Below are 20,342 nucleotides of genomic sequence, written 5' to 3'. Positions count from 1 at the left end.
CCGTCCGGCTTGCCAAACATGGCCGGACGGGGTATAATAATATGTCAACATCTAAACAGGGAACCGAAAAGGGGATATTACTATGGAAACGATGGGCAACCTGCGCCGCACCAACTATTGCGGCGAGGTCAGCATGGCGAATGTGGGCCAGGAAATGACAGTCTGTGGCTCCATCGCCCGCAGCCGTGACAAGGGCGGCATTATTTTTGCCGACCTGCGCGATACCACCGGCATTCTGCAGCTGGTGTTCGACGAGGACACCCCCAAGGATGTCTTTGCCAAGGCCGAATCTCTCAAGAGCGAGTACGTGGTCATCTGCCGCGGCAAGCTGCGGGAGCGTGCTTCCAAGACCGACAAGATCTCCACCGGCGACGTGGAGCTCTATGTCTCGGAGCTGCGCATCCTCAGCGAGGCCCAGACCACGCCCTTTGAGATCCGCGACGGCATCAACGTGAACGATGACCTGCGCCTGCGCTACCGCTATCTGGACCTGCGCCGTCCCTCCATGCATGAGCCGATCGTGCTGCGGTCCAAGATCTGCCAGATCATCCGCAACTATTTCTGCGACAACCACTTCTGCGAGATCGAGACGCCCACCCTCATCAAGTCCACGCCGGAGGGCGCCCGGGACTATCTGGTGCCCAGCCGCGTGCAGCCGGGCCACTTCTACGCTCTGCCCCAGAGCCCCCAGCTCTACAAGCAGATCCTCATGCTGTCCGGTTTTGACCGCTACTTCCAGATCGCCCGCTGCTACCGCGACGAGGACCTGCGCGCCGACCGTCAGCCCGAGTTCACCCAGGTGGATGAGGAGATGGCCTTCGTCACCGAGGACGACATCATGACCATCAACGAGGGCCTCATCAAGCGGCTGTGGAAGGAAATGCTGGGCATCGACGTGGCCACGCCCTTCGTCCGCATGCCCTGGGCCGAGGCCATGTCCCGCTTCGGCTCCGACAAGCCGGATACCCGCTTCGGCCTGGAGATCCAGGATGTCACCGAGGTCTTCCGCGGCACCGAGTTCAAGCCCTTTGCCGCCGTGCTGGAGGCGGGCGGCTCCATCCGCGCCATCAATGCCAAGGGCATGGCCGACAAGCTCAGCCGTAAAAACATCGACAAGCTGGGCGATGTAGCCAAGACCTACGGCGCCAAGGGCCTGGCCTACAGCCGCCTGACCGCCGACGGCACTTCCTCCAGCTTTGAGAAGTTCCTCACCGAGGAGGAAAAGACCCGCCTCTACCAGGCCATGAACCTGGAGACCGGCGACGTGCTGCTCATTGTCAGCGACAACGACTGGGTCAAGGCCTGCACCGCCCTGGGCCAGGTCCGTCTGGACATTGCCCGCAAGCATGACCTCATCAACCCCGATCTCTTCAACTTCCTGTGGGTGGTGGACTTCCCGCTGTTTGAGTACAGCGAGCAGGAAGGCCGCTGGATGGCCATGCACCATCCCTTCACCCTGCCCCGTGCCGAGGACATCGACAAGGTGGAGAGCGACCCCGGCGCCTGCCGTGCCGTTGCCTACGACATCGTCCTCAACGGCGTCGAGATGGGCGGCGGCTCCATGCGTATCAACGACCCCGCCCTGCAGGACCGTATGTTCCATGCCCTGGGCTTCACCGAGGAGAAGGCCCGTCAGAGCTTCGGCTTCCTGATGGATGCCTACAAGTATGGCGCGCCCCCGCACGGCGGTATGGCCTACGGCCTGGACCGCATGGTCATGCTCATGCTCAAGAAGGACTCCATCCGGGATGTCATCGCCTTCCCCAAGGTACAGAACGCCGGCGAACCCATGTCCGGCGCCCCCGATGTGGTCGATCCTCAGCAGCTCAAGGACCTGTCCATCGCCCTGACACTGGCAGACAAGTAAACCATTCCCCTGCGGGCGCACCCCTTCCATCCGGGATGCGCCCGCTTTTTTGCGGCAAAATGCAGGCAGGGCCCGCGGCGTGGAGAAAATCTCTCACCGCGGGCCCTGCCTGTGCCGTATGCTTCTGTAGAAAAATCAGTATTTGGGACCGGTTTGGGGCGGCTTCGGTTTGCCGGAATCAGTATTCGGACTGTCGTCTGGCATCAGGATGCGGTCATCCATGGCGGGGTCCATGTAGGTGGCCTCGGGACCGGTGCCGGATGCCGGGGGAACCGGCGGCATGGGCCCGGGGCGGCGGGGGCGGCGTTTGGCCCGGCGGCGTCCCAGCACCACACACAGCGTGATGATGACCGCTGCCACAAGAATCAGCGGCAGCAGATAAACCACAGCCAGGAAAACATTCTGCACCAGGGAGGCAAAGGCCTGCCAGCCTCCGAAGAAGGCATCGGCCAGACGGTCGGCAAAGGTGACGCCTGTGGGGGTGAGGGTGGCGACCTCGTTCAGATAGATGTCCACGGTGGAGTAGGTCACCTGGTCCTGCATGGCCCGCAGCTGACCGGTGTAGCTCTCGATCTGGTACTGCACATCGGAAAGCTGACTCTCGATCTCCAGCAGGTCGGCAGTGGTCTCGGCCTGGTCGGCCAGCTGGTTCAGACGGTCACGCTGGGTTTCCAGAGCGCTGAGCCGGGCCTCCACGTCGATGTAGCTGGCGGTGATGTCGTCGGTGCTCTCGCTCTGGCTCAGTACGTTGCCTGTCTCCCCCAGGGAGGTCAGCAGAGCGGAATAGTTTTCCACCGGGACGCGTACACAATACTGCGAGCTGCGGTTGGCGTCCTGGGCGTTGCCGTACTGGTAAGAACTCTGGAGATAGGCGCCCGCAGCCGCAACGGCATCCAGAATGCCCTGCCGGGTGGCGTCGTAGTCGGTGGATTCCATCTCCACGCTGGCAGTGTAGATGATCTTGCGGGAGGATTCGGCGGTGGCTTCAGGGGAGATCAGGGGAGCAGAGGTTCCGGAATCTGCCGAAGCTTCGGGGGAATAAGCTTCGGTGGTGGAATCCATGGCGGCTCCGTTGGCGGCGCCGCTGCCTTTGCTGCCGCAGGCGGTCAGGCTCAGCATCAGGATAGCGGCCAGGGCCAGCCCGGCCAGCCGGATACGGGGGCGATTGGCTTTCATTTTCTTCACACTCCTTTGGGCTTTATCGGGACGGCAGGGCTTTGCAGAGCATGCCCCGCCGTCCTTTCGGCTGCATGGGATATCCTTTCACTTTTATAACACGGAAAAAATCCTCAAATGTTCCGTGAAATACCTGCAAAATCCCGCTTTTGTCCGCCCCTGATTTGCAGGCGGAGGCCGGACAAAACAGCAGCAGCCCCCGCCGGGCCTTTTGCGGGGCCGGGCGGAGGCTGTCTGTCAATTCAATGTCTTTTCCATGGCGCGGCGGCACTCAGGGCAGAGATAGTGCACTGTCAGCTGATAGGAGCGCACCTCGGTGCCGATGGCGGCTTCCAGCTCCCGCACCAGTCCCACCACGGGAACATCCCGCAGGCTGTGGCAGCCGTCGCAGTACAGATGCCCGTGGGGCACAGCGGTTTTGTCGAAGCGGTCGGGCCCGGAGGGCATCTCCAGCCGGGCAATCTCGTGATCCTGTTCCATCAGCTTGAGGTTGCGATAGACCGTGCCCCGCGCAATGCTGGGCATGCGGCGGCGTGCCTCGGCAAAGATCTCGTCGGCCGTCAGATGGCCGGGATCGTTCTGCATGATATCAAGGATCAGAGCACGTTGTCTGGTCATAGGTGACAGATCCTTTCTGTTTTAGATTCATTCTTAATTATAAGAATACCTTATCTCATGGCCGCTGTCAAGCTTTGTCGGATAATTGCAGATAAAATTTATAGGAATTTCGCAAAAAAGGCCTTGACTTTGTCTGGGGAAGGGTGTATTATAATTTCAGACAAAATCTTAAAATTACGGTTGAACGATCACCGACATTTTTACTCAGGAGGTAACGATTATGGAATTCAAAGGCAGCAAAACCGAAAAAAACCTGTGGGAAGCCTTCGCTGGTGAAAGCCAGGCCCGCAACAAGTATACCTACTTCGCCTCCAAGGCCAAGAAGGAGGGCTATGAGCAGATCGCTTCTCTGTTCACCTCCACCGCCGACAACGAGAAGGAGCATGCCAAGATCTGGTTCAAGCTCCTGATGGAGGGCGGCGAGATTCCCGATACCCTGACCTGCCTCAAGATGGCTGCCGCCGGCGAGAACGAGGAGCACACCTCCATGTATCCCCGCATGGCTGCCGAGGCCAAGGAAGAGGGCTTTGACGACATCGCCCGCCTGTTCTCCATGGTTGCCGACATCGAGAAGGAGCATGAGGAGCGTTACAAGGCTCTGGCTGCCAACATCGAAAACGGCCGCGTCTTTGCCCGCGAGACCGAGCAGGTCTGGCAGTGCCGTAACTGCGGTTATGTCTACATCGGCCTGCACGCTCCCGAAAAGTGCCCCGTCTGCGCCCATCCCAAGGCTTACTTTGAGCTGAAGAGCTCCAACTATTGATGGCTTGCTGAACCCTGTCACAGATCGCCGCTCCCTTCCGCCGGAAGGGGGCGGCTTTTTGTAATACAATAGTCAACGTTGTAAAAGAAACATAAAAATAATTTACATGCATTGCAAATACTGGCATAATCATCCAATAACAGGAAGCGCGTGGCGATGAAAAATCCATTCCCTGTCTCGATTATTGCATGGAAAAGTCGTTTTCGCTGTATCCAAAAAGGAGGTTATTCCGTGAAACTGCGTATTGTATCCCTGCTTTGCGCCGTGATCTTGTCGGCATCCCTGCTGGCCGGCTGCGGCTCGGCCCCGTCCTCGTCCTCGGATTCCGCTGCAGAGCCTCAGTCCACTCCTGCCGCCGAGACAACCCCCGAACCTACACCGGAGCCCGTCGTGGAGGAAACGGAAGAAGAGGAGCCGGCAGAGATCCAGCTGGGCAGCTGGGGCGGTCAGACCTATACCAACAGCTGGACCGGGATCACTTTCACGCTGCCGGATGGCTGGACACCGCTGACCAGTGAGCAGATCCTGCAAATTGTAGGGGCCGGCAACGATGTGGTGGAGGAAGGCCTTGATCTGGATTCGGGTTCTCTCTCGGCCGATACCGGCGGAGTGGACACCTACGACTTTTATGCCATGCGGGCGGACGGTACCGCCGGTTTCTTCTGCGATATTGTGAACCCCGCAGCGGCGGGTACGCCCTCCATAACGCCGGAGGAATACCTGCAGCAGGTCAGCGCCGTGCTGCAGGTGATGGACGGGATGACTGTCTCGGCCGAGGAACCGGAGGAGACCACCTTCGGCCCGCTGTCCGGTGTGCAGCTGAATATGACCACCACTGCCGACGCCAACGGTCTGACCACGGCCATGAGCTATTTTGCCAGTGAGAAGGATGGTTATCTGCTGGTGTATTTCCTGTCGGCCAGTTCCCAGGAAGGTCTTGACGATGTGATCGGCCTGATCGAGCAGATCGGCGGCACCCAGAACGGATTGTGATATAAGAGGAAAGAAAAGGCCCCCGGTCTCTTGAGTGAGACCGGGGGCCTTTTGCAGCGGGAAGGTTACGGGTCGATGACGGTGGAGGTCCGGCCGATGCCTACCACGGCGGAGGCCAGCTTTTTCCAGGTATTGCAGCCGCAGATGCCGTCGGCGGTGAGGCCGAAGGCTTTCTGGGCGGCCTTGAGGGCGGACTCGGTCTTGCTGCCGAAGACGCCGTCCAGCGTGCCGGTGGAATACCCCAAGGCGTTGAGGGCATCCTGCAAAATCAGCACATAGGTGTTTTTGCTGCCCCGGCGGACTTTGGGATAACCCGCCGTGGTGCCGGAGCAGGCGGGGGTGCCGTAGCGGCGGTCAAAATGGACCCAGGTGGGGGTCATGGATAGCGGTTCCACGTACCCCCAGGCCCCGGTGGCCACGGCGGTGTTGTAGATCTTGCGGCGGTTGGCGCTGGTGGTGCTCTGGCCCACATCAAAGGCAACGCCCGCGTAGTGCTGGCTGGTGGTGCCGTGGCCGCCCTCCCAGATGCGCTTGAAGGCATACCCCACGGGGATGCCCGCGCCATAGCTGCGGCGGGTCAGGTTCCAGGCTTCCATGGCGGCCACCGTCGTCCACAGCACCGACGACTTGGAGGAGCCGCGGAACTCCCGCACCCGCAGGGTGGTGTCGTAGCTGTAGGGCATGGGGTCACTTTCGGACAGGGTATAGGTGTAAAACTTGTCGGTGTAGGCGTCGTACACAAAAACTTTTGCCATGATATCATCCCTCCTCGGTGGAAGCCGTTCCCTGCAGGAAACGCTCGTAGGGGGCGGCGGCCGCCTGCAGGCTTTCCCAGGTGGCGTCGTCCACAATGCCCAGCGGCTGCAGTCCGGTGCGGATCTGATAGCTCTGCAGGGCGGTCTCGGTGTCTCTGTCCAGCACGCCGGTCTCGGGCACAAAGAGGGCCTGGACCTGCACGCTGGCCAGAATGTTCAGCCAGCGCTGTACCTGCAGCACGGCAGGCCCCGCGCTGCCTTTGGTCAGGGCATGGCCCGGCCAGATGCCGTCCGGCTCGGGCCGGGCGGCGGGCGGCGTGGCACTGAGCAGGGCCAGGGCCGCCGCATTGAAGGTCGCCCAGTCGTCGGCATCCACCACGCCGCTTTCGGGCAGGTCAAAGGTTTGCTGGGCACTCTTCACGCTGGCCTCCAGGGAATCTCCGAAATACAGCGTCTGGCTGTCGGGGGGCTGGATGCCGTCCAGCCAGCTGGCCAGGAACTGCATGGTGCGGGAAAGCCACAGCACGTCTGTGCCGCTGTCTCCGGGGGCCAGGGTGGCGGTGAAATCAGGGGCGGTGCGTGCAGTGGCCACCGAACCGCTGGACGCCATGGTCATGGCGTTCTGATAGATGCTCTGCCAGGTCAGCCGCCCGATGACGCCGTCCGCCGTCAGCCCGGCATGCTGCTGCCAGGCAATGACCGCCCGCTGGGTTCCCTGACCAAAGACGCCGTCCACCGTCAGGGAGGGCTGGCCGGGGTAGTAAGCGGACAGGATGCGCAGGTAATACTGGGCCGCCCGCACCGGCGTGCCGCTGCTGCCCAGACGCAGGGTCGTGACAAACTGCCCGGGAGCTACGTTGAGATCCACCAGGTCATTGGCCACGGCGATGCCCACCTCATTGAGCTTGTTCCAGGTCAGGCGTCCCACTGCTCCGTCCGCCGTCAATCCGAAATAACTCTGGAAGGCGCTCACCGCGGAGGCGGTAGCGCTGCCGTAACTGCCGTCCACCGTGACGGAAGGCAGCATGCTGTAATTGCCTGCCGCCAGCAGCAGCCAGAACTGCACCTGCCGCACGCTGTTGCCCTTGGAGCCGACGCGCAGGACTGTCCCCGGCCAGGCGGTACCGCCCATGTCGCTTTGAACATCCACCCAGGCGTCGTAAAGGGCATTCCAGGTCTTTTCGCCCACTACGCCGTCGGCGGTCAGCCCGGCGCTTTTCTGGAAGGCGATGACCGACCGCTCGGTCCCTGCTCCAAAATTGCCGTCCACCGTCAGGGTGGGGATGGCGCTGTCAAACTCCGCCAGCCCGGACAGCCAGAACTGCACCTGCTCCACCGGGGTGCCGGTGCTGCCCCGGCGCAGGACTACCCCCGGCCAGGCGCCTGCCGAGATCACCGCGTCGAACTCCTCGCCCTCGCTGGTGAGCTGGGCCAGCCTTTTCACCGAGACATAGATATAGCTGATTTTGTACCAGGTGGACCGGCCCACCGCGCCGTCCGCCGTCAGGGAGAAGTATTTCTGGAACGCCTTGACGCAGCTTTCGGTGGCAGCGTCGAAGGTCCCCGTCACCTCCGGCTTGCCGAAGCCGGGGTAGTCCTTGGCAATGCGGGACAGCTGCTTTTGCAGAACGGACACGGCGGTGCCGGTGCTGCCCAGCCGCAGGGGCGTGCCGGGATAGCTCTCCGGGATGGAGGCCAGGTTGGAGCTGGTGGCCAGCTGGATGCTGCTGCCGTAGTAGTAACGCAAAATCTGCAGGGCGGTTTTGCCCTCGTTGGCCCGGTCCACGGTGCCCCACTGCTTCATGCCTGCACAGGTGACGCTCTTGCCGTCGCAGTACTCGGTAAAGTAGGGCTCGGCAAAGCCGCTGCGCCGCACATAGGTGGAGAACAGCTCGGCGGTCAGCCGCTCCATAACATCAAAGACGGTGCGGCCGTCCACATAAGCCTGGTCGTAGCCCGGTGAACCTGTGATGTTGAAGCTGTATCCCCGGCTGGGATACCACTCGGTGTAGATGCGGTTGAGGGCCAGACTGATCTGGGCCAGAATGTTGGCCCGCAGTGCCTGTTCCGGCCAGGTGGGGTAGACCTCACTGGAGGCAACGTTGGCGATGTAATCCTGAAAGCTCACCGTCACGTTGCGGGCCGAGGATGTGGGCGCCCCCAGGTGCACCGTGATGGTGCGGGGGATGACCACCTCGCTCAGGACAGCGGGGACGGTCCCGTTGTCCTCGGGGGCCGGGGCGCTGGACCCGCCGCCCACAAAGAGGGGATGCTCGGGAATCTCCACCGTGCCCTCCTGCACCCGGGCAAGGGCAGCGTCCCCGGGCAAAAACTCCAGCCGAGCCACAGCGGCCTGACCGTCAAAGATCTGCACGCCGTCAATGGTCCGGGTGCGCCAGCCGTCCAGGGCCGCGGTCAGGCGGTAGACGGCGTAAGGCCGCACTGTAGTGTTGGCCTCGTCCAGACTCAGAGCCCGGTCGGGAGCCTCCAGCAGAATGTCCCCCGATGCGCCGCTGGCATCGGTGATGATCCGGGCCCGCTGGCTGCCCGATTCGTCCCATATGGTCACAGTCACCCCGGCCAGCGGCGCGGCCTGCCCGGCGACTGTGGTATAGACCCGTAAAATTCCGTTTGGCATAAAATGCACCTCCTGTTACAGGCTATGCCGGGGCGGGACGGGCTGACACTGACGCCCCACAGACAGCAAAAAGGCGGACCTGCATAGGCAGGTCCGCCGGAATGTCTGAATGTTTGAATGGGGAAAGGGGGAGGCGCGGTCACCCCTCCCGGGAGCCGAAGATGCGCTTTTTCACCGCCTGGCCGGTGGGGGTGGCGGCCAAACCGCCCTGGGCCGTCTCCCGCAGGGAGCAGGGCAAGGCCTCGCCCACCTCCCGCATGGCGTCGATGCACTCGTCCACCGGGATACGGCTGCGGATACCGGCCAGGGCCATTTCCGCCGCGGTGAAGGCTATGGCAATGCCCCCCACGTTGCGCTTGACGCAGGGTACCTCCACCAGCCCGGCCACCGGGTCGCAGACCAGACCCAGCTGGTTTTTCAGGGCCATGGCGCAGGCGTCGGCGCACTGGCGGGGCGTACCGCCGCTTACCTCCACCAGGGCCGCGGCGGCCATGGCGGCGGCGGAACCGCATTCCGCCTGGCAGCCGCCCTGAGCCCCCGCAATGAAGGCCCGGTTGGCAATGACCATGCCCACCGCCCCGGCAGTGAACAGCGCCATGACGGCCTGATGCTCGGTGCAGCGGCCCTCGTCCAGCACCGAGAGCAGGGTGCCGGGGATGATGCCGCAGGAGCCCGCTGTGGGAGCGGCCACGATCTTGCCCATGCAGGCGTTGTACTCGGATACGGCCAGGGCCCGGGCCATGGCACGGTTGAGGAAGGTCCCGGTGAGCCCGCCGGTGGCGGCGTAGGCCTGCATTTTGGCGGCATCCCCGCCCGAAAGCCCCGACGCTGAGCGCAGATCAGGGGCCATGCCTGCCTGAACGGCGTTCTGCATGACCTTGAGGCTGTCCAGCATCCGGGCGTAGAGGGCCTGGGGAGAAGCCTCCATCTGCTCGGCCTGGTCGGCCAGCACTACCTGGGAGATGGGCTGCCCGGCTTCCTCGGCAGCGCGGCAGAGACTGTCGATGGTATCGTATGTCAGCATGGTATACACCTCGTTTGCAGCAAAATCAGACCGCCTCAATCAGCTCAACGCTGATGACGTTGGGCAGCACTTTCAGGCTGTCGGTCAATGCGGGGGGAACCTCGCCGTCCACCTCGATGGTCATGACGGCGTGGCCGCCCTTCTGGGGGCGGGAGAGCTGAAAGTTGCCGATGTTCAGCCCCGAACAGGCCATGACGTTGGTGATGGCCGCAATGACGCCGGGCACATCGTGGTGCAGCACGATGAGGGTATTGTACTGGCTGGTCACAGCCACCCGCATGCCGTTGATCTCGCTGACCAGAATGTTGCCGCCGCCCACCGACGCACCCTGGATCACCGAGGTGTGCCCCTGGGCATCGGTGAGGGTGATGCGGGCGGTGTTGGGGTGGGCTCCCGGCAGGGAGGCCGTTTTGAAAGAGTACTGCAGGCCGCATTCTTCCGCCAGCTGCAGGGAGGTGCGGATGCGCTCGTCGTCGGGGCTCATGCCCAGAATACCGGCGATGAGGGCCTTGTCGGTGCCGTGGCCCCGGTAGGTCTGGGCAAAGGACCCGCACAGGGTGATCTCGGCCTTGACTGCGGGGGCGCCAAGAATCTTGCGGGCGATCTGGCCCAGCCGTGCGGCGCCTGCCGTGTGGGAGCTGGAAGGCCCGATCATCACCGGGCCGATGATATCGAATACATTCATGGAAGTCGTTCGCTTTCCGGAGCCGGACAAAACCAGACCGGCCGCCTGTGGTTTGGCGCGCAGCAGAGGAACATTGTGTTCTTTCTGCGCAGACATACTAATAGTATACCGTTTTGAAAAGAGTCTGCCAATACAAAACTGCAAATTTTTGTGCGCGGGCCGGGGACTGGCGGGGGGAACGATGCCTTGCATCCCGGAGGGGGCCATGTTATACTGTAACCAGATTCAAAGGGAAATGAGGTGGAAGGATGCGCAAGGTGACCTGCTGAACGTTCGGGCGATCCTGAAATAAAGGACGGAGACAGACCGCCCTTGTTTTGGTGTGCCCGCGGCAGGAAACCGCGCATCCTTCCACTGTTTTTATGCCCTTTTGCACCTGTACATTCTTTTGGATGCGGCAGGGGGATACTTTGGCGTTGGGCGGACTGTGGAAAAGTGTTTCCTGCGGTCCGCCTTTGTCTGTGGGGGAAAAGGATGCTGCTCCGCACAGGGGTGCCGAAAGGAGGCACGGCCTTATGTCACTGATCCGAATTACCCATCTCACTTTTTCCTATCCGGGCAGCTATGACCCGGTTTTTACAGATGTGAATCTTCAATTTGACTCTCGCTGGAAGCTGGGACTGACCGGACGCAATGGACGCGGAAAGACGACCCTTCTGCGCTTGCTGGCAGGGGAGTATCCCCAAAACAGCATTGAAATCCGGGACCATCCCCGAATGTTCCCCTGCACGGTGGAGCATCCGGGCCACAGCGTCGCCGCCGTGGCCCGGGAGGTGACCGGCGACACGGTGCCCGACTGGATGCTGGAACGGGAGCTGAGCCTGCTGGGGTTGGGGGAAACGTTCCTCGACCGGACGTTTTCCACGCTGTCCCAGGGGGAACAGGCCCGGGTGCTGTTGGCTGCCCTGTTTTTGCAGGAGGGCAGTTACCCCCTTATCGATGAGCCCACCAACCATCTGGATGCCGGAGGCCGGGCAAGGCTGGGAGACTATCTGCGCTCCCGGCGGCAGGGATTTCTGCTGGTGTCCCACGACCGGATGCTGCTGGATGCGTGCGTCGATCATATGCTCTCCATTGAGCAGACGGGCCTTTCCCTGATGCAGGGCAATTACAGCGACTGGCAGCGGGAGCGGGATCGCCGGGATGCCAGGGAACTGGCGGAAAACGCCCGCCTGACCCGGGAGATCGGCCGCCTGCAGGAAGGCGCCCGCCGTGCTGCCGCCTGGTCGGACAAGGTGGAAAAAGGAAAGTATGCCACCCGAAACTCCGGCCTGCGGGTGGACAGAGGATACGTGGGGCATCAGTCCGCCCGGATGATGAAGCGGGCCAAAAACATTGAGGCCCGGCGGGAAAAAGCCGCCGCGGAAAAGGCATCCCTGCTGAAAAACCTGGAGACGGCCGAAGCCCTCAAGCTGCATCCGCTGGAGCACCCTGCCGCCTGTCTGGTGCGCTGCCGGGAATTGTCGGTCTGCTACGACGGACAGGCGGTCTTTGCTCCGGTGACCTTTGAACTGCACGGCGGGGAGCGGCTGGCTCTGGTTGGCCCCAACGGCAGCGGCAAATCCAGCATCCTGCGGCTGATCTGCGGGGAAACAGTGCCCCGCGACGGTTTGTGCGAGACGGCGTCGGGACTGGTGATCTCCCGGGTGGAACAGAGTCCGGACCGCTTTGACGGCACGCCGGGGGAGTATGCCCAGAGCTATGGCGTGGACAAAAGCCTGTTTCTGGCCATTTTGCGCAAGCTGGGCTTTGAGCGGGTGCAGTTTGAAAAGCAGGTATCCGACCTGAGTGCCGGGCAGCGCAAAAAGCTGATGCTGGCCCGCAGCCTGTGCCAGCGGGCGCATCTCTATGTCTGGGACGAGCCACTCAACTACATTGACGTGCTGTCCCGCCGTCAGATCGAGGAGCTGATCTTACAGTATCGCCCCACGATGCTGTTTGTGGAGCATGACCGGGCTTTTTGCCATGCCATAGCTACCGACACGGTGGAACTTGCCCGCCCGTAAATACAGCCTTTGACAGGATATAAAAACGGCTCCCCGCAAGGCGAATGCTTCGCCCGGCGGGGAGCTGTTTTCAGATTTGGTCAGGGAGCAGTTCCCAAAGGGGAACATTGAGTGCACGGCATAGATAGAGCAGTTCATAGTCCGATACGATGCGGCTGCCGGTTTCGATCCGGCTAACTGCCTTTTGAGTAAGGTCAAGACCTTCCAGCTGGATCTTTGCCGCTAGCTCTTCCTGAGAAAGCCCGGCATGTTTGCGCAGAAGGCGCACCCGTTCTCCCACAATATTGCAACGCCCGTTGGGTCGATAAATTTTCATCCGGTACCTCACATTTTAGGCAAAAGATAACTAAACATATTGACGATACCGTATCCGAGTGCTAATATTATCCCAAAGATGACTAAAAATAGCTGTGAAATTTGAGGAGGAGTCAAAATGTGTCGTTGCGGTTTGAAAATTTGCCGGATTATCTGCCTGATTTTGGTATGTGCCGTGTTGTGTATGCTGTGTGCCTGCACGGGCGGGGGAAATATTGTATCCGAGGAACCGACCCCTACACCACAGACGGAACAGGCGGAGCCAACGCCGGAACCCACTCCGGAACCGGTGGAACAGGAAGATACCATGTCGGAGGAGCAAAGCAAAGAGCAAGAGGATATAGCAGAGGGAGCCGGCGTGACGCCGGAAGTCAAGGAGGCAATGGACAGTTACGAGGCTTTTTTTGATAAGTACATCGAGTTCATGCAGGTGTATGAGGAGAGCGAAAGCACGGCGGAACTTATGCTGGAATACGCCGACTATATGGCCCAGTATGCGGAGATGACGGAAAAAATCGAAGCCATTGACGAGGATTCTCTTTCCACCGCTGACCAGATGTATTACATTGAGGTAATGTCCCGGGTTTCCCAAAAACTCTTGGCCGCTTCCGAAGAGGAGTGACCGGCTGCAAACCCGGGCGGAACAATAAAGCATCCCCCGCAAGCTCGTTGTGAACTTGCGGGGGATGCTTTTATGTTATATCGGCCTTCAGGAGTCGGAGTCCAGCTTGAGGATGGCGGTAAAGGCTTCGCTGGGCAGGTTGACGGTGCCCAGCTGGCGCATCTTCTTTTTGCCTTCCTTCTGCTTTTCCAGCAGCTTCTTTTTGCGGGTAATGTCGCCGCCGTAGCACTTGGCCAGAACGTCCTTGCGCATGGCCTTGACCGTCTCCCGGGCAATGACCTTGCCGCCCACCGCTGCCTGGACGGGAATCTCGAACAGGGCGCGGGGAATATTCTCTTTCAGCTTTTCGCAGATGCGGCGGCCCTTGGCGTAGGCGTTGTCCGCAAAGACGATGAGGGACAAAGCGTCCACCAGATCGCCGTTGAGCAAAAAGTCCAGCTTGACCAGCTTGGATTCGTGCCAGTCCTCCCACTCGTAGTCGTAGCTGGCGTAGCCCCGGCTGCGGCTCTTGATGGCGTCAAAGAAATCGTAGACGATCTCGCCCAAAGGCAGCTGGTAGTGCAGATCTACCCGGGTCTCGTCCAGATATTTCATGTCGATCATGATGCCGCGCTTGGTCTGGCACAGATCCATCAGGGGGCCCACATACTCGTTGGGGGTGTAGATGTGGGCATTGACGAAAGGTTCCTCCTGCTTGGCAATGCGGGCCGGGTCGGGATAGGCGGAGGGGTTGTCGATGATCTCCACCGTGCCGTCGGTCAGGGTGATGCGGTACTGAACGCCGGGGGTGGTGGTGATGAGGTCGAGATCGAACTCCCGCTCCAGACGCTCGGTGATGATCTCCATGTGCAGAAGTCCCAGGAAGCCGCACCGGAAGCCAAAGCCCAGGGCGGCGCTGGTCTCCGGCTCAAAGCTCAGGGAGGCGTCGTTGAGCTGCAATTTTTCCAGGGCGTCCTTCAGGTCGGGATAGTCCGCGCCGTCGGCGGGGTAGATGCCGCAGAACACCATGGGGGTGACGGTGCGGTATCCGGGCAGAGCCTCGGCGGTGGGGTTGGACGCCAGGGTGACGGTGTCGCCCACGCGGGTGTCACGAACCGTCTTGATGCTGGCCGTCAGGTAGCCGACCTCGCCGGCTTCCAGCTTGTCGCAGGGGGTCAGACTGGTGGCGCCCATGTGGCCCACTTCCACCAGCTGGAACTGGGCGCCGGTGCTCATCAGGCGGATGGTGTCGCCCGGCTTGACGGTGCCCTCAAACACGCGGACGTAGACGATGACGCCCTTGTAGCTGTCGTAGATGCTGTCAAAGATCAGGGCTTTCAGCGGCGCGTCGGGATCGCCCTGGGGCGGCGGCACGTCCCTGACCACCCGCTCCAGCACGGCGCGGATGTTCTCGCCCAGCTTGGCGGACACCCTGGGCGCGTCCATGCAGGGCAGGCCGATGACATCCTCCACCTCTTTGGCGGCGGCGTCGGGGTCGGCGCTGGGCAGGTCGATCTTGTTCAGGATGGGCACGACCTCCAGGTTGTGGTCAATGGCCATGTAGCAGTTGGCCAGGGTCTGGGCCTCCACGCCCTGGCTGGCGTCCACCACCAGCACCGCACCCTCGCAGGCGGCCAGACTGCGGCTGACCTCGTAGGCAAAGTCCACGTGGCCCGGCGTGTCGATGAGGTTGAACTCGTATTCCTTGCCGTCGTCGGCATGGTAGCGCATGGTCACGGCCCGGGCCTTGATGGTGATGCCCCGCTCCCGTTCCAGCTCCATGTCGTCCAGGATCTGATCCTCCATGGTGCGCTTATCCACGCTGTCGGTCAGCTCCAGGATACGGTCGGAGAGGGTGCTCTTGCCGTGGTCGATGTGGGCGATGATACAGAAATTTCGAATGTTGTCGCGTGCCATTCAGTTTTCCTCCAGGTCGTTCCAAATCCGTACGGGGACTCCGTTTTGCAGGTAGACCCGCGGCACCCGGCGGGAGATGCCGCAGATGATCTCATAGTTGATGGTGCCGGTCTTTTCGGCCACGGTATCGGCGGTGTCGGCACCCGGCGCGGCGTCGGGGCCAAAGACGATGACCTCATCCCCCGGCTGCACATCGGGAATGCCGGTGACATCCACGATGGTCTGGTCCATGCAGACCCGGCCGATGACCGGGGCGGCCTTGCCCCGGATGGTCATAGCACCCAGGCCGGAAAGGCGGCGGGGGTAACCGTCGGCATACCCCACGCTGATGGTGGCGGCGCAGGTGGGCTTTTCGGCGGTAAAGGTGCGGCCGTAGCTGACGCTCTGACCTGCGTCCAGCCATTTCACGTGGGTCACCACGGCTTTCAGGGTCATGGCGGGGCGCAGCTCGGCGCTGCCCACCTCGCCGCTGGGGGCCAGGCCGTACAGAATGATGCCTGCCCGCACCAGATCGTGACGCCACTCGGGATGGAGCAGCTGGGCCGCGCTGTTGGCGCAGTGGACGGTGCCGGGGGTAAAGCCGTCGGCCCGCAGCCGCTCCACCGCCCGGACAAACAGATCGTGCTGGGAGTTGGTGTAGGCGTCGTCGTCCGCGTCCAGACTGTCGGCAACTGCAAAATGCTGGAAAATACCGGTGATTTCCAGCCCCGGCAGAGCATAGCAGGCTTCCATCTCGCCCATGGCCTTGTCAAAGTCGGTGCGCAGGTTGAAGCCGATGCGCCCCATACCGGTGTCGGCCTTGAGATGGCAGCGCACGGTGCAGCCGGCCTGGGCGGCCGCCCGGGACAGCTCGGCGGCGTACTCGGGGGAGAACAGCGCCTGAGTGATGCCCAGAGAAGCCAGCTCATCGGCAAAAGCAGGGTCGGTGTAGCCCAGGATGAGCAGCGGTTCGGTCAGGCCGTGGCGGCGCAGATGCCGGGCTTCCGCCAGACAGCTGACCGCAAAGGCGGAGACCCCGGCCTTGTGCAGGGCCTCGGCCACGGCCACGCTGCCGTGACCGTAGGCGTCGGCCTTTAGGACAGCGCAGACGTTGCCGCCCACGGTGCGGCGGATCAGAGTATAGTTGGAAAGCAGTGCGTCGAGATCGATCTCGGCCCAGCAGTGTTTTTCAAAACGCATGGATGAATCCCCTCCTTGGGGCAGGGACGCTTTTGTCCCATCTCTCTATGTGTACGGCGCCTTGCACCTTACCAGTCCTTTTTGCGCCCGGTGTGGATGGGCTTCCAGCCGTCGATGCCGCTCTCCTGCAGGGCATGCAGGGTCTTTTGCCGGAACGCCGGGTCCCGGCGGCTCATCTCCCGCACAAACTGCTTGGTTTCTTCCCGGACGGTGACGCCGTCGGCAGGGCAGCGGCTCTTGATGACGGGCAGGTTTTCCCGATTGACGGCGTGCCGGACCTCCGCCTCGGTGGCGAGGATAAAAGGCCGGATCATGGTCAGTTCCCGGCGGGACAGCCAGGTCACCGGCGAAAAACAGCCGATGCGCCCCTCCCGCCAGAGATTCATGTAGAAGGTCTCCACCGCGTCGTCCAGATGATGCCCCAGGGCGATCTTGTTGCAGCCCAGCTCCTTGGCAGCGGTGTGCAGGGTGCCGCGGCGCAGCTTGGCGCACAGGGCGCAGGGATTGGATTCCTTGCGGTAGTCGAACACCACGGGACCAATATCGGTGCGGCGAACCTCATAGGGGATGCTCTCGGCGGCAAACAGTTCGGCCAGGGGGGAGTAGTCGGTCTCCACCCCGCCGAAGCAGGGGTCCAGGGTCACGGCAACTACCTCGTAGGGGACGCCCAGATAGCGGCGCAGCCGCCCCAGTGCCACGGTGAGGGCGACGCTGTCCTTGCCGCCCGACACACCCACGCAGACGCGGTCACCGGGGGAGATCATCTCGTAGTCCTGTACTGCCTTGCGGACAAGGCCTTCCAGACGCTGCACGGCACGCCCTCCTTTGCTGAAAAATTACTAACAAGTCATTATACCATGCTGCGGCCCGCAATGCTACAATTTTATTGCAGAGCGACTGCTGTATGTGCAAAAATAAAAAACTCCTTCCGTCGAGTATTGACAAAAGGGGCGGGGAATGATATAATCGATAAGCTGTTAGAGCAATATGCGCTTGTAGCTCAGTCGGTAGAGCAACTGACTTTTAATCAGTGGGTCCGGGATTCGAGTTCCCGCAAGCGCACCAGAAAAAGCCGCGGTTTTGCGTTGTTTTTGACGCTGGCCGCGGCTTTCTCTTTTCTGCCTGTTTGAACTCTGACTATATTCTGACTAAAATTGCAGAACAAAAGGTCCCAACAATCCGAAGAAGCCGGACGGAACCGTGCATCTGCGCGGATTTCCGTCCGGCCTTTGGACAGTCTGTGCCCGTTATTCCTCCCGCGCGGCGCAGCAGGGCCCGGTCCGTCCCTGGGACACTCCCACCAGATCGGCGCAGCAGGCGCGCTTTTTGTTGTGGATGCAGGCGTTGTCGTCGCAGCGGATCTCGGTCTCGGCGGAACCGGGAACATTGTCGGTGGCGCAGTTGCCGTAGCCTTCACTGGCGGCATAGCTGGCGCACTTGGCATTGTGGGCGCTGGTATGGTGCATCTTGATGTTGCCCAGGCAGCAGCACCCGCCCTTGTTGTGGCAGCAGTCGGACTGGCTGCAGTTGAGATAAGTCATGCAAAACACCTCCGACCCTAGCATGCCCGGGGCAGGGGAGAAAGATACCCAAAAAACAAAAAGACCGCACATCAGGGCGCTGCCCGGTGTGCGGTCTTTGTTTTGGCTATATCACGATGCGGGAAATAAGACCCCGGAACGGGCGTGGCCGGTCAGCTTAGCTGCGGCGCTCCTTGATCTCCTCGCAGACCTTGGCCACAAACTCGTCCAGGCTGGACTGAGTGGTGTTGCCGGAGCGGTCACGGATGGAGATGTTGCCGGCCTCAGCCTCCTTGGCGCCCAGAACCAGCATATAAGGTACCCGGTCCACCTGCTGGGCCTCGCGGATCTTGTAGCCGATCTTCTCGTTGGACTCATCCAGCACCACGCGGACGCCCGCCTTGCGCAGGACTTCGGTGACCTGCTTGGCGTAATCCAGCGTCTTTTCGGAGACGGGCAGGACCTTGACCTGGATGGGAGCCAGCCAGGTGGGGAACTTGCCGGCATAGTGCTCGGTCAGGATGCCGATGAAGCGCTCGATGGAGCCGAAGCAGACACGGTGCAGCATGATGGGACGCTTCTTCTGGCCGTCCTCATCCACATACTCCAGCTGGAAGTTCAAGGGCATCTGGAAGTCCAGCTGAATGGTGCCGCACTGCCAGGTACGGCCGATGGAATCCTGCAGGTGGAAGTCGATCTTGGGACCGTAGAAAGCGCCGTCGCCCTCGTTGATGATATAGGGCAGATTCAGACGCTCCAGAGCCTGCTTCAGGCCGTTGGTGGCGGCTTCCCAGTCCTCGTCGGAACCCATGGAGTTCTCGGGACGGGTGGACAGCTCGACGAAGTACTTGAAGCCGAACTTCTCGTACACCGAGTTGATGAGGTGTACCACGTTCATGATCTCGTCGGTGATCTGATCGGGACGGACAAAGATGTGGGCATCGTCCTGGGTGAAGCAGCGGACGCGGAACAGGCCGTGCAGGGCGCCGCGCAGCTCGTGACGGTGGACCAGGCCCAGCTCGCCCACGCGCAGGGGCAGCTCACGGTAGCTGTGGGGCTGGCTGCGGTAGACCAGAACGCCGCCGGGGCAGTTCATGGGCTTGATGCAGTAGTCCTCGTCGTCGATCTTGGTGGCGTACATGTTGTCCTTGTAGTGATCCCAGTGGCCGGAGGTCTCCCACAGATGACGGTTCATGATAAGGGGAGTGGACACTTCCACGTAGCCGGCGGCGGTGTGGATCTCGCGCCAGTAGTCGATGAGGGTGTTCTTCAGGATCATGCCGTTGGGCAGGAAGAAGGGGAAGCCGGGGGCTTCGTCGCAGAACATGAACAGCTGCATTTCCTTGCCGATCTTGCGGTGGTCGCGGCGGGCGGCCTCCTCCATCAGCTTCAGGTGCTCGTCCAGCTCGTCCTGGCTGCGGAAAGCGATGCCGTTGATGCGGGTGAGCATCTTGTTGTTCTTGTCGTTCTTCCAGTAAGCGCCGGACTGCTGGGTGATCTTGAAGGCCTTGAGAGCCTTGGTGTAGGTCAGATGGGGTCCGATGCACATATCCACGTACTCGCCCTGCTGGAAGAAGCTGAACTCGGTCTCGTCCGCCAGGTCGGCCATATGCTCGATCTTGTACTTTTCGCCGCGCTCCTCCATGAGCTTGACGGCTTCCTCACGGTTCAGGATGAAGGGTTTGATGGGCAGGTTTTCCTTGCAGATCTTCTTCATCTCTTTCTCGATGGCGGCCAGGTCCTCGTCGGTGAGCTTGGTGTCTCCCAGGTCCACGTCATAGTAGAAGCCGTTGTCGGTGGCGGGACCGAAGGCAAAGTCCGCCTGAGGATACAGGCGCTTGATGGCCTGCGCCATGACGTGAGCCGCCGTGTGGCGCAGAACGTGCAGTTCTTCTTCCTTGGGGCACTCGGCAACGGTGCCGTCCTTGTAGATGATCTTCATTTGCAGTTTCCTCCTTATAAAAAGGTACAGGCCCGCGCGCCTGACGGCGCACGGAATAAGAAAAACGCTCCATCCCGCAGTTTCGGCGTACGCAATGCGTACCATACGGGATGAAGCGTTTGAAATGCTCCACGGTTCCACCCGAATTGCGCGCGGTAAGGCACGCCACTCGTATCCGGCGGTAACGGGCCGGGCCCGGCGGGGGTTCACCCCCACGCTCTGCGGTGGTAAGAGGTATCTTCCGGGCAGGCCGCTTGCAGCACGGGGCCGGTACGGCCGGGGCGGCGTTCTCTGATACCCGGACGCAGATACGTCCGTTTGTCCGCTTCAAAGCTTTGGACGG

General features: G+C 61.5%; 17 protein-coding genes and 1 tRNA gene. 6 read left to right on the top strand and 12 right to left on the bottom strand.

All coding sequences use genetic code 11. The annotated features are described in order from the left end of the window. The first annotated feature begins 82 nt into the window (after positions 1 to 82). Complete coding sequence (gene aspS / locus INF35_RS10960; RefSeq protein WP_193502397.1) at positions 83 to 1,867, top strand: aspartate--tRNA ligase; 1,785 nt, start codon at positions 83 to 85, stop codon at positions 1,865 to 1,867. A gap of 135 nt (positions 1,868 to 2,002) precedes the next feature. On the opposite strand, the gene INF35_RS10955 is transcribed toward aspS, so the two are convergent. Next, positions 2,003 to 3,043, bottom strand: a complete 1,041-nt coding sequence (locus INF35_RS10955) for a DUF4349 domain-containing protein (protein ID WP_193502396.1) — start codon at positions 3,041 to 3,043, stop codon at positions 2,003 to 2,005. Between the two features lie 237 nt (positions 3,044 to 3,280). After that, the gene (locus INF35_RS10950) at positions 3,281 to 3,661 is read right to left on the bottom strand and encodes a Fur family transcriptional regulator (protein ID WP_193502395.1); all 381 of its coding nucleotides are present in this window, start codon (positions 3,659 to 3,661) and stop codon (positions 3,281 to 3,283) included. A 220-nt stretch (positions 3,662 to 3,881) separates the two neighbouring features. Here INF35_RS10950 and rbr point away from each other — a divergent pair, with 220 nt between their 5' ends. Both rbr and INF35_RS10940 read left to right on the top strand, forming a co-directional pair. Then, positions 3,882 to 4,424: a rubrerythrin gene (gene rbr / locus INF35_RS10945; RefSeq protein ID WP_207728304.1), complete on the top strand. Its 543-nt coding sequence runs from the start codon at positions 3,882 to 3,884 to the stop codon at positions 4,422 to 4,424. A gap of 231 nt (positions 4,425 to 4,655) precedes the next feature. After that, positions 4,656 to 5,417, top strand: coding sequence for a hypothetical protein (locus INF35_RS10940; RefSeq protein ID WP_193502393.1), 762 nt, complete (start codon positions 4,656 to 4,658; stop codon positions 5,415 to 5,417). Positions 5,418 to 5,482: 65 nt separating this feature from the next. On the opposite strand, the gene INF35_RS10935 is transcribed toward INF35_RS10940, so the two are convergent. The 4 genes from INF35_RS10935 to sdaAB form a co-directional block, all read right to left on the bottom strand. Next, positions 5,483 to 6,172: a peptidoglycan-binding domain-containing protein gene (locus tag INF35_RS10935; RefSeq protein WP_193502391.1), complete on the bottom strand. Its 690-nt coding sequence runs from the start codon at positions 6,170 to 6,172 to the stop codon at positions 5,483 to 5,485. A 4-nt stretch (positions 6,173 to 6,176) separates the two neighbouring features. Beyond that, entirely contained in the window at positions 6,177 to 8,810 is a 2,634-nt protein-coding gene (locus tag INF35_RS10930) for a peptidoglycan-binding protein (protein ID WP_193502389.1), read from the bottom strand. A gap of 139 nt (positions 8,811 to 8,949) precedes the next feature. After that, complete coding sequence (gene sdaAA / locus INF35_RS10925) at positions 8,950 to 9,834, bottom strand: L-serine ammonia-lyase, iron-sulfur-dependent, subunit alpha (protein WP_193502387.1); 885 nt, start codon at positions 9,832 to 9,834, stop codon at positions 8,950 to 8,952. Between the two features lie 25 nt (positions 9,835 to 9,859). Beyond that, positions 9,860 to 10,519 carry an L-serine ammonia-lyase, iron-sulfur-dependent subunit beta gene (gene sdaAB / locus INF35_RS10920; RefSeq protein ID WP_193502385.1) on the bottom strand — a complete coding sequence of 220 codons (660 nt, stop codon included), beginning with the start codon at positions 10,517 to 10,519 and terminating at the stop codon, positions 9,860 to 9,862. Between the two features lie 515 nt (positions 10,520 to 11,034). On the opposite strand from sdaAB, the gene abc-f reads away from it, so the two are divergent. Beyond that, positions 11,035 to 12,525 carry a ribosomal protection-like ABC-F family protein gene (gene abc-f, locus INF35_RS10915; RefSeq protein WP_193502383.1) on the top strand — a complete coding sequence of 497 codons (1,491 nt, stop codon included), beginning with the start codon at positions 11,035 to 11,037 and terminating at the stop codon, positions 12,523 to 12,525. Positions 12,526 to 12,595: 70 nt separating this feature from the next. On the opposite strand, the gene INF35_RS10910 is transcribed toward abc-f, so the two are convergent. Beyond that, complete coding sequence (locus INF35_RS10910) at positions 12,596 to 12,841, bottom strand: helix-turn-helix domain-containing protein (protein WP_193502381.1); 246 nt, start codon at positions 12,839 to 12,841, stop codon at positions 12,596 to 12,598. A 117-nt stretch (positions 12,842 to 12,958) separates the two neighbouring features. On the opposite strand from INF35_RS10910, the gene INF35_RS14075 reads away from it, so the two are divergent. Further along, positions 12,959 to 13,462, top strand: a complete 504-nt coding sequence (locus tag INF35_RS14075) for a DUF6591 domain-containing protein (RefSeq protein ID WP_328740779.1) — start codon at positions 12,959 to 12,961, stop codon at positions 13,460 to 13,462. A gap of 87 nt (positions 13,463 to 13,549) precedes the next feature. Here the strand turns inward: INF35_RS14075 and lepA are convergent, their stop codons facing one another. The 3 genes from lepA to INF35_RS10890 form a co-directional block, all read right to left on the bottom strand. Beyond that, positions 13,550 to 15,358, bottom strand: coding sequence for a translation elongation factor 4 (gene lepA, locus INF35_RS10900; protein ID WP_193502377.1), 1,809 nt, complete (start codon positions 15,356 to 15,358; stop codon positions 13,550 to 13,552). Further along, positions 15,359 to 16,537 (bottom strand): alanine racemase, encoded by a 1,179-nt coding sequence (gene alr / locus INF35_RS10895; protein WP_193502375.1) that lies wholly within the window; start codon positions 16,535 to 16,537, stop codon positions 15,359 to 15,361. Positions 16,538 to 16,605: 68 nt separating this feature from the next. Next, the gene (locus INF35_RS10890; RefSeq protein ID WP_193502980.1) at positions 16,606 to 17,301 is read right to left on the bottom strand and encodes a tRNA 2-thiocytidine biosynthesis TtcA family protein; all 696 of its coding nucleotides are present in this window, start codon (positions 17,299 to 17,301) and stop codon (positions 16,606 to 16,608) included. 225 nt (positions 17,302 to 17,526) lie between these two features. Here INF35_RS10890 and INF35_RS10885 point away from each other — a divergent pair. Further along, positions 17,527 to 17,602, top strand: a tRNA-Lys gene (locus tag INF35_RS10885). Positions 17,603 to 17,784: 182 nt separating this feature from the next. Here INF35_RS10885 and INF35_RS10880 read toward each other — a convergent pair. Together INF35_RS10880 and thrS are read right to left on the bottom strand one after the other, a co-directional pair. Then, entirely contained in the window at positions 17,785 to 18,078 is a 294-nt protein-coding gene (locus tag INF35_RS10880) for a hypothetical protein (RefSeq protein ID WP_193502373.1), read from the bottom strand. A gap of 157 nt (positions 18,079 to 18,235) precedes the next feature. Continuing rightward, positions 18,236 to 19,999, bottom strand: a complete 1,764-nt coding sequence (gene thrS, locus INF35_RS10875) for a threonine--tRNA ligase (protein WP_193502371.1) — start codon at positions 19,997 to 19,999, stop codon at positions 18,236 to 18,238. Positions 20,000 to 20,342: the final 343 nt, after the last annotated feature.

This window comes from Gemmiger gallinarum, from assembly GCF_014982805.1.
In the GTDB taxonomy this organism is placed as follows: Bacteria; Bacillota; Clostridia; order Oscillospirales; family Ruminococcaceae; genus Gemmiger; species Gemmiger gallinarum.
The sequence above is the reverse complement of the archived record's forward strand: the minus strand, read 5'-3'. Positions and strand labels throughout refer to the sequence as shown.

What these genes read in the sequence shown, in the direction of transcription:
- INF35_RS10910 (WP_193502381.1), bottom strand. Translation starts at nt 12,841, where the DNA reads ATGAAAATTTATCGACCCAACGGGCGTTGCAATATTGTGGGAGAACGG.
- sdaAA (WP_193502387.1), bottom strand. Translation starts at nt 9,834, where the DNA reads ATGCTGACATACGATACCATCGACAGTCTCTGCCGCGCTGCCGAGGAA.
- thrS (WP_193502371.1), bottom strand. Translation starts at nt 19,999, where the DNA reads ATGAAGATCATCTACAAGGACGGCACCGTTGCCGAGTGCCCCAAGGAA.
- abc-f (WP_193502383.1), top strand. Translation starts at nt 11,035, where the DNA reads ATGTCACTGATCCGAATTACCCATCTCACTTTTTCCTATCCGGGCAGC.
- INF35_RS10880 (WP_193502373.1), bottom strand. Translation starts at nt 18,078, where the DNA reads ATGACTTATCTCAACTGCAGCCAGTCCGACTGCTGCCACAACAAGGGC.
- aspS (WP_193502397.1), top strand. Translation starts at nt 83, where the DNA reads ATGGAAACGATGGGCAACCTGCGCCGCACCAACTATTGCGGCGAGGTC.
- rbr (WP_207728304.1), top strand. Translation starts at nt 3,882, where the DNA reads ATGGAATTCAAAGGCAGCAAAACCGAAAAAAACCTGTGGGAAGCCTTC.
- INF35_RS10935 (WP_193502391.1), bottom strand. Translation starts at nt 6,172, where the DNA reads ATGGCAAAAGTTTTTGTGTACGACGCCTACACCGACAAGTTTTACACC.
- INF35_RS14075 (WP_328740779.1), top strand. Translation starts at nt 12,959, where the DNA reads ATGTGTCGTTGCGGTTTGAAAATTTGCCGGATTATCTGCCTGATTTTG.
- INF35_RS10930 (WP_193502389.1), bottom strand. Translation starts at nt 8,810, where the DNA reads ATGCCAAACGGAATTTTACGGGTCTATACCACAGTCGCCGGGCAGGCC.
- INF35_RS10950 (WP_193502395.1), bottom strand. Translation starts at nt 3,661, where the DNA reads ATGACCAGACAACGTGCTCTGATCCTTGATATCATGCAGAACGATCCC.
- INF35_RS10955 (WP_193502396.1), bottom strand. Translation starts at nt 3,043, where the DNA reads ATGAAAGCCAATCGCCCCCGTATCCGGCTGGCCGGGCTGGCCCTGGCC.
- sdaAB (WP_193502385.1), bottom strand. Translation starts at nt 10,519, where the DNA reads ATGAATGTATTCGATATCATCGGCCCGGTGATGATCGGGCCTTCCAGC.
- INF35_RS10890 (WP_193502980.1), bottom strand. Translation starts at nt 17,301, where the DNA reads ATGATCTCCCCCGGTGACCGCGTCTGCGTGGGTGTGTCGGGCGGCAAG.
- lepA (WP_193502377.1), bottom strand. Translation starts at nt 15,358, where the DNA reads ATGGCACGCGACAACATTCGAAATTTCTGTATCATCGCCCACATCGAC.
- alr (WP_193502375.1), bottom strand. Translation starts at nt 16,537, where the DNA reads ATGCGTTTTGAAAAACACTGCTGGGCCGAGATCGATCTCGACGCACTG.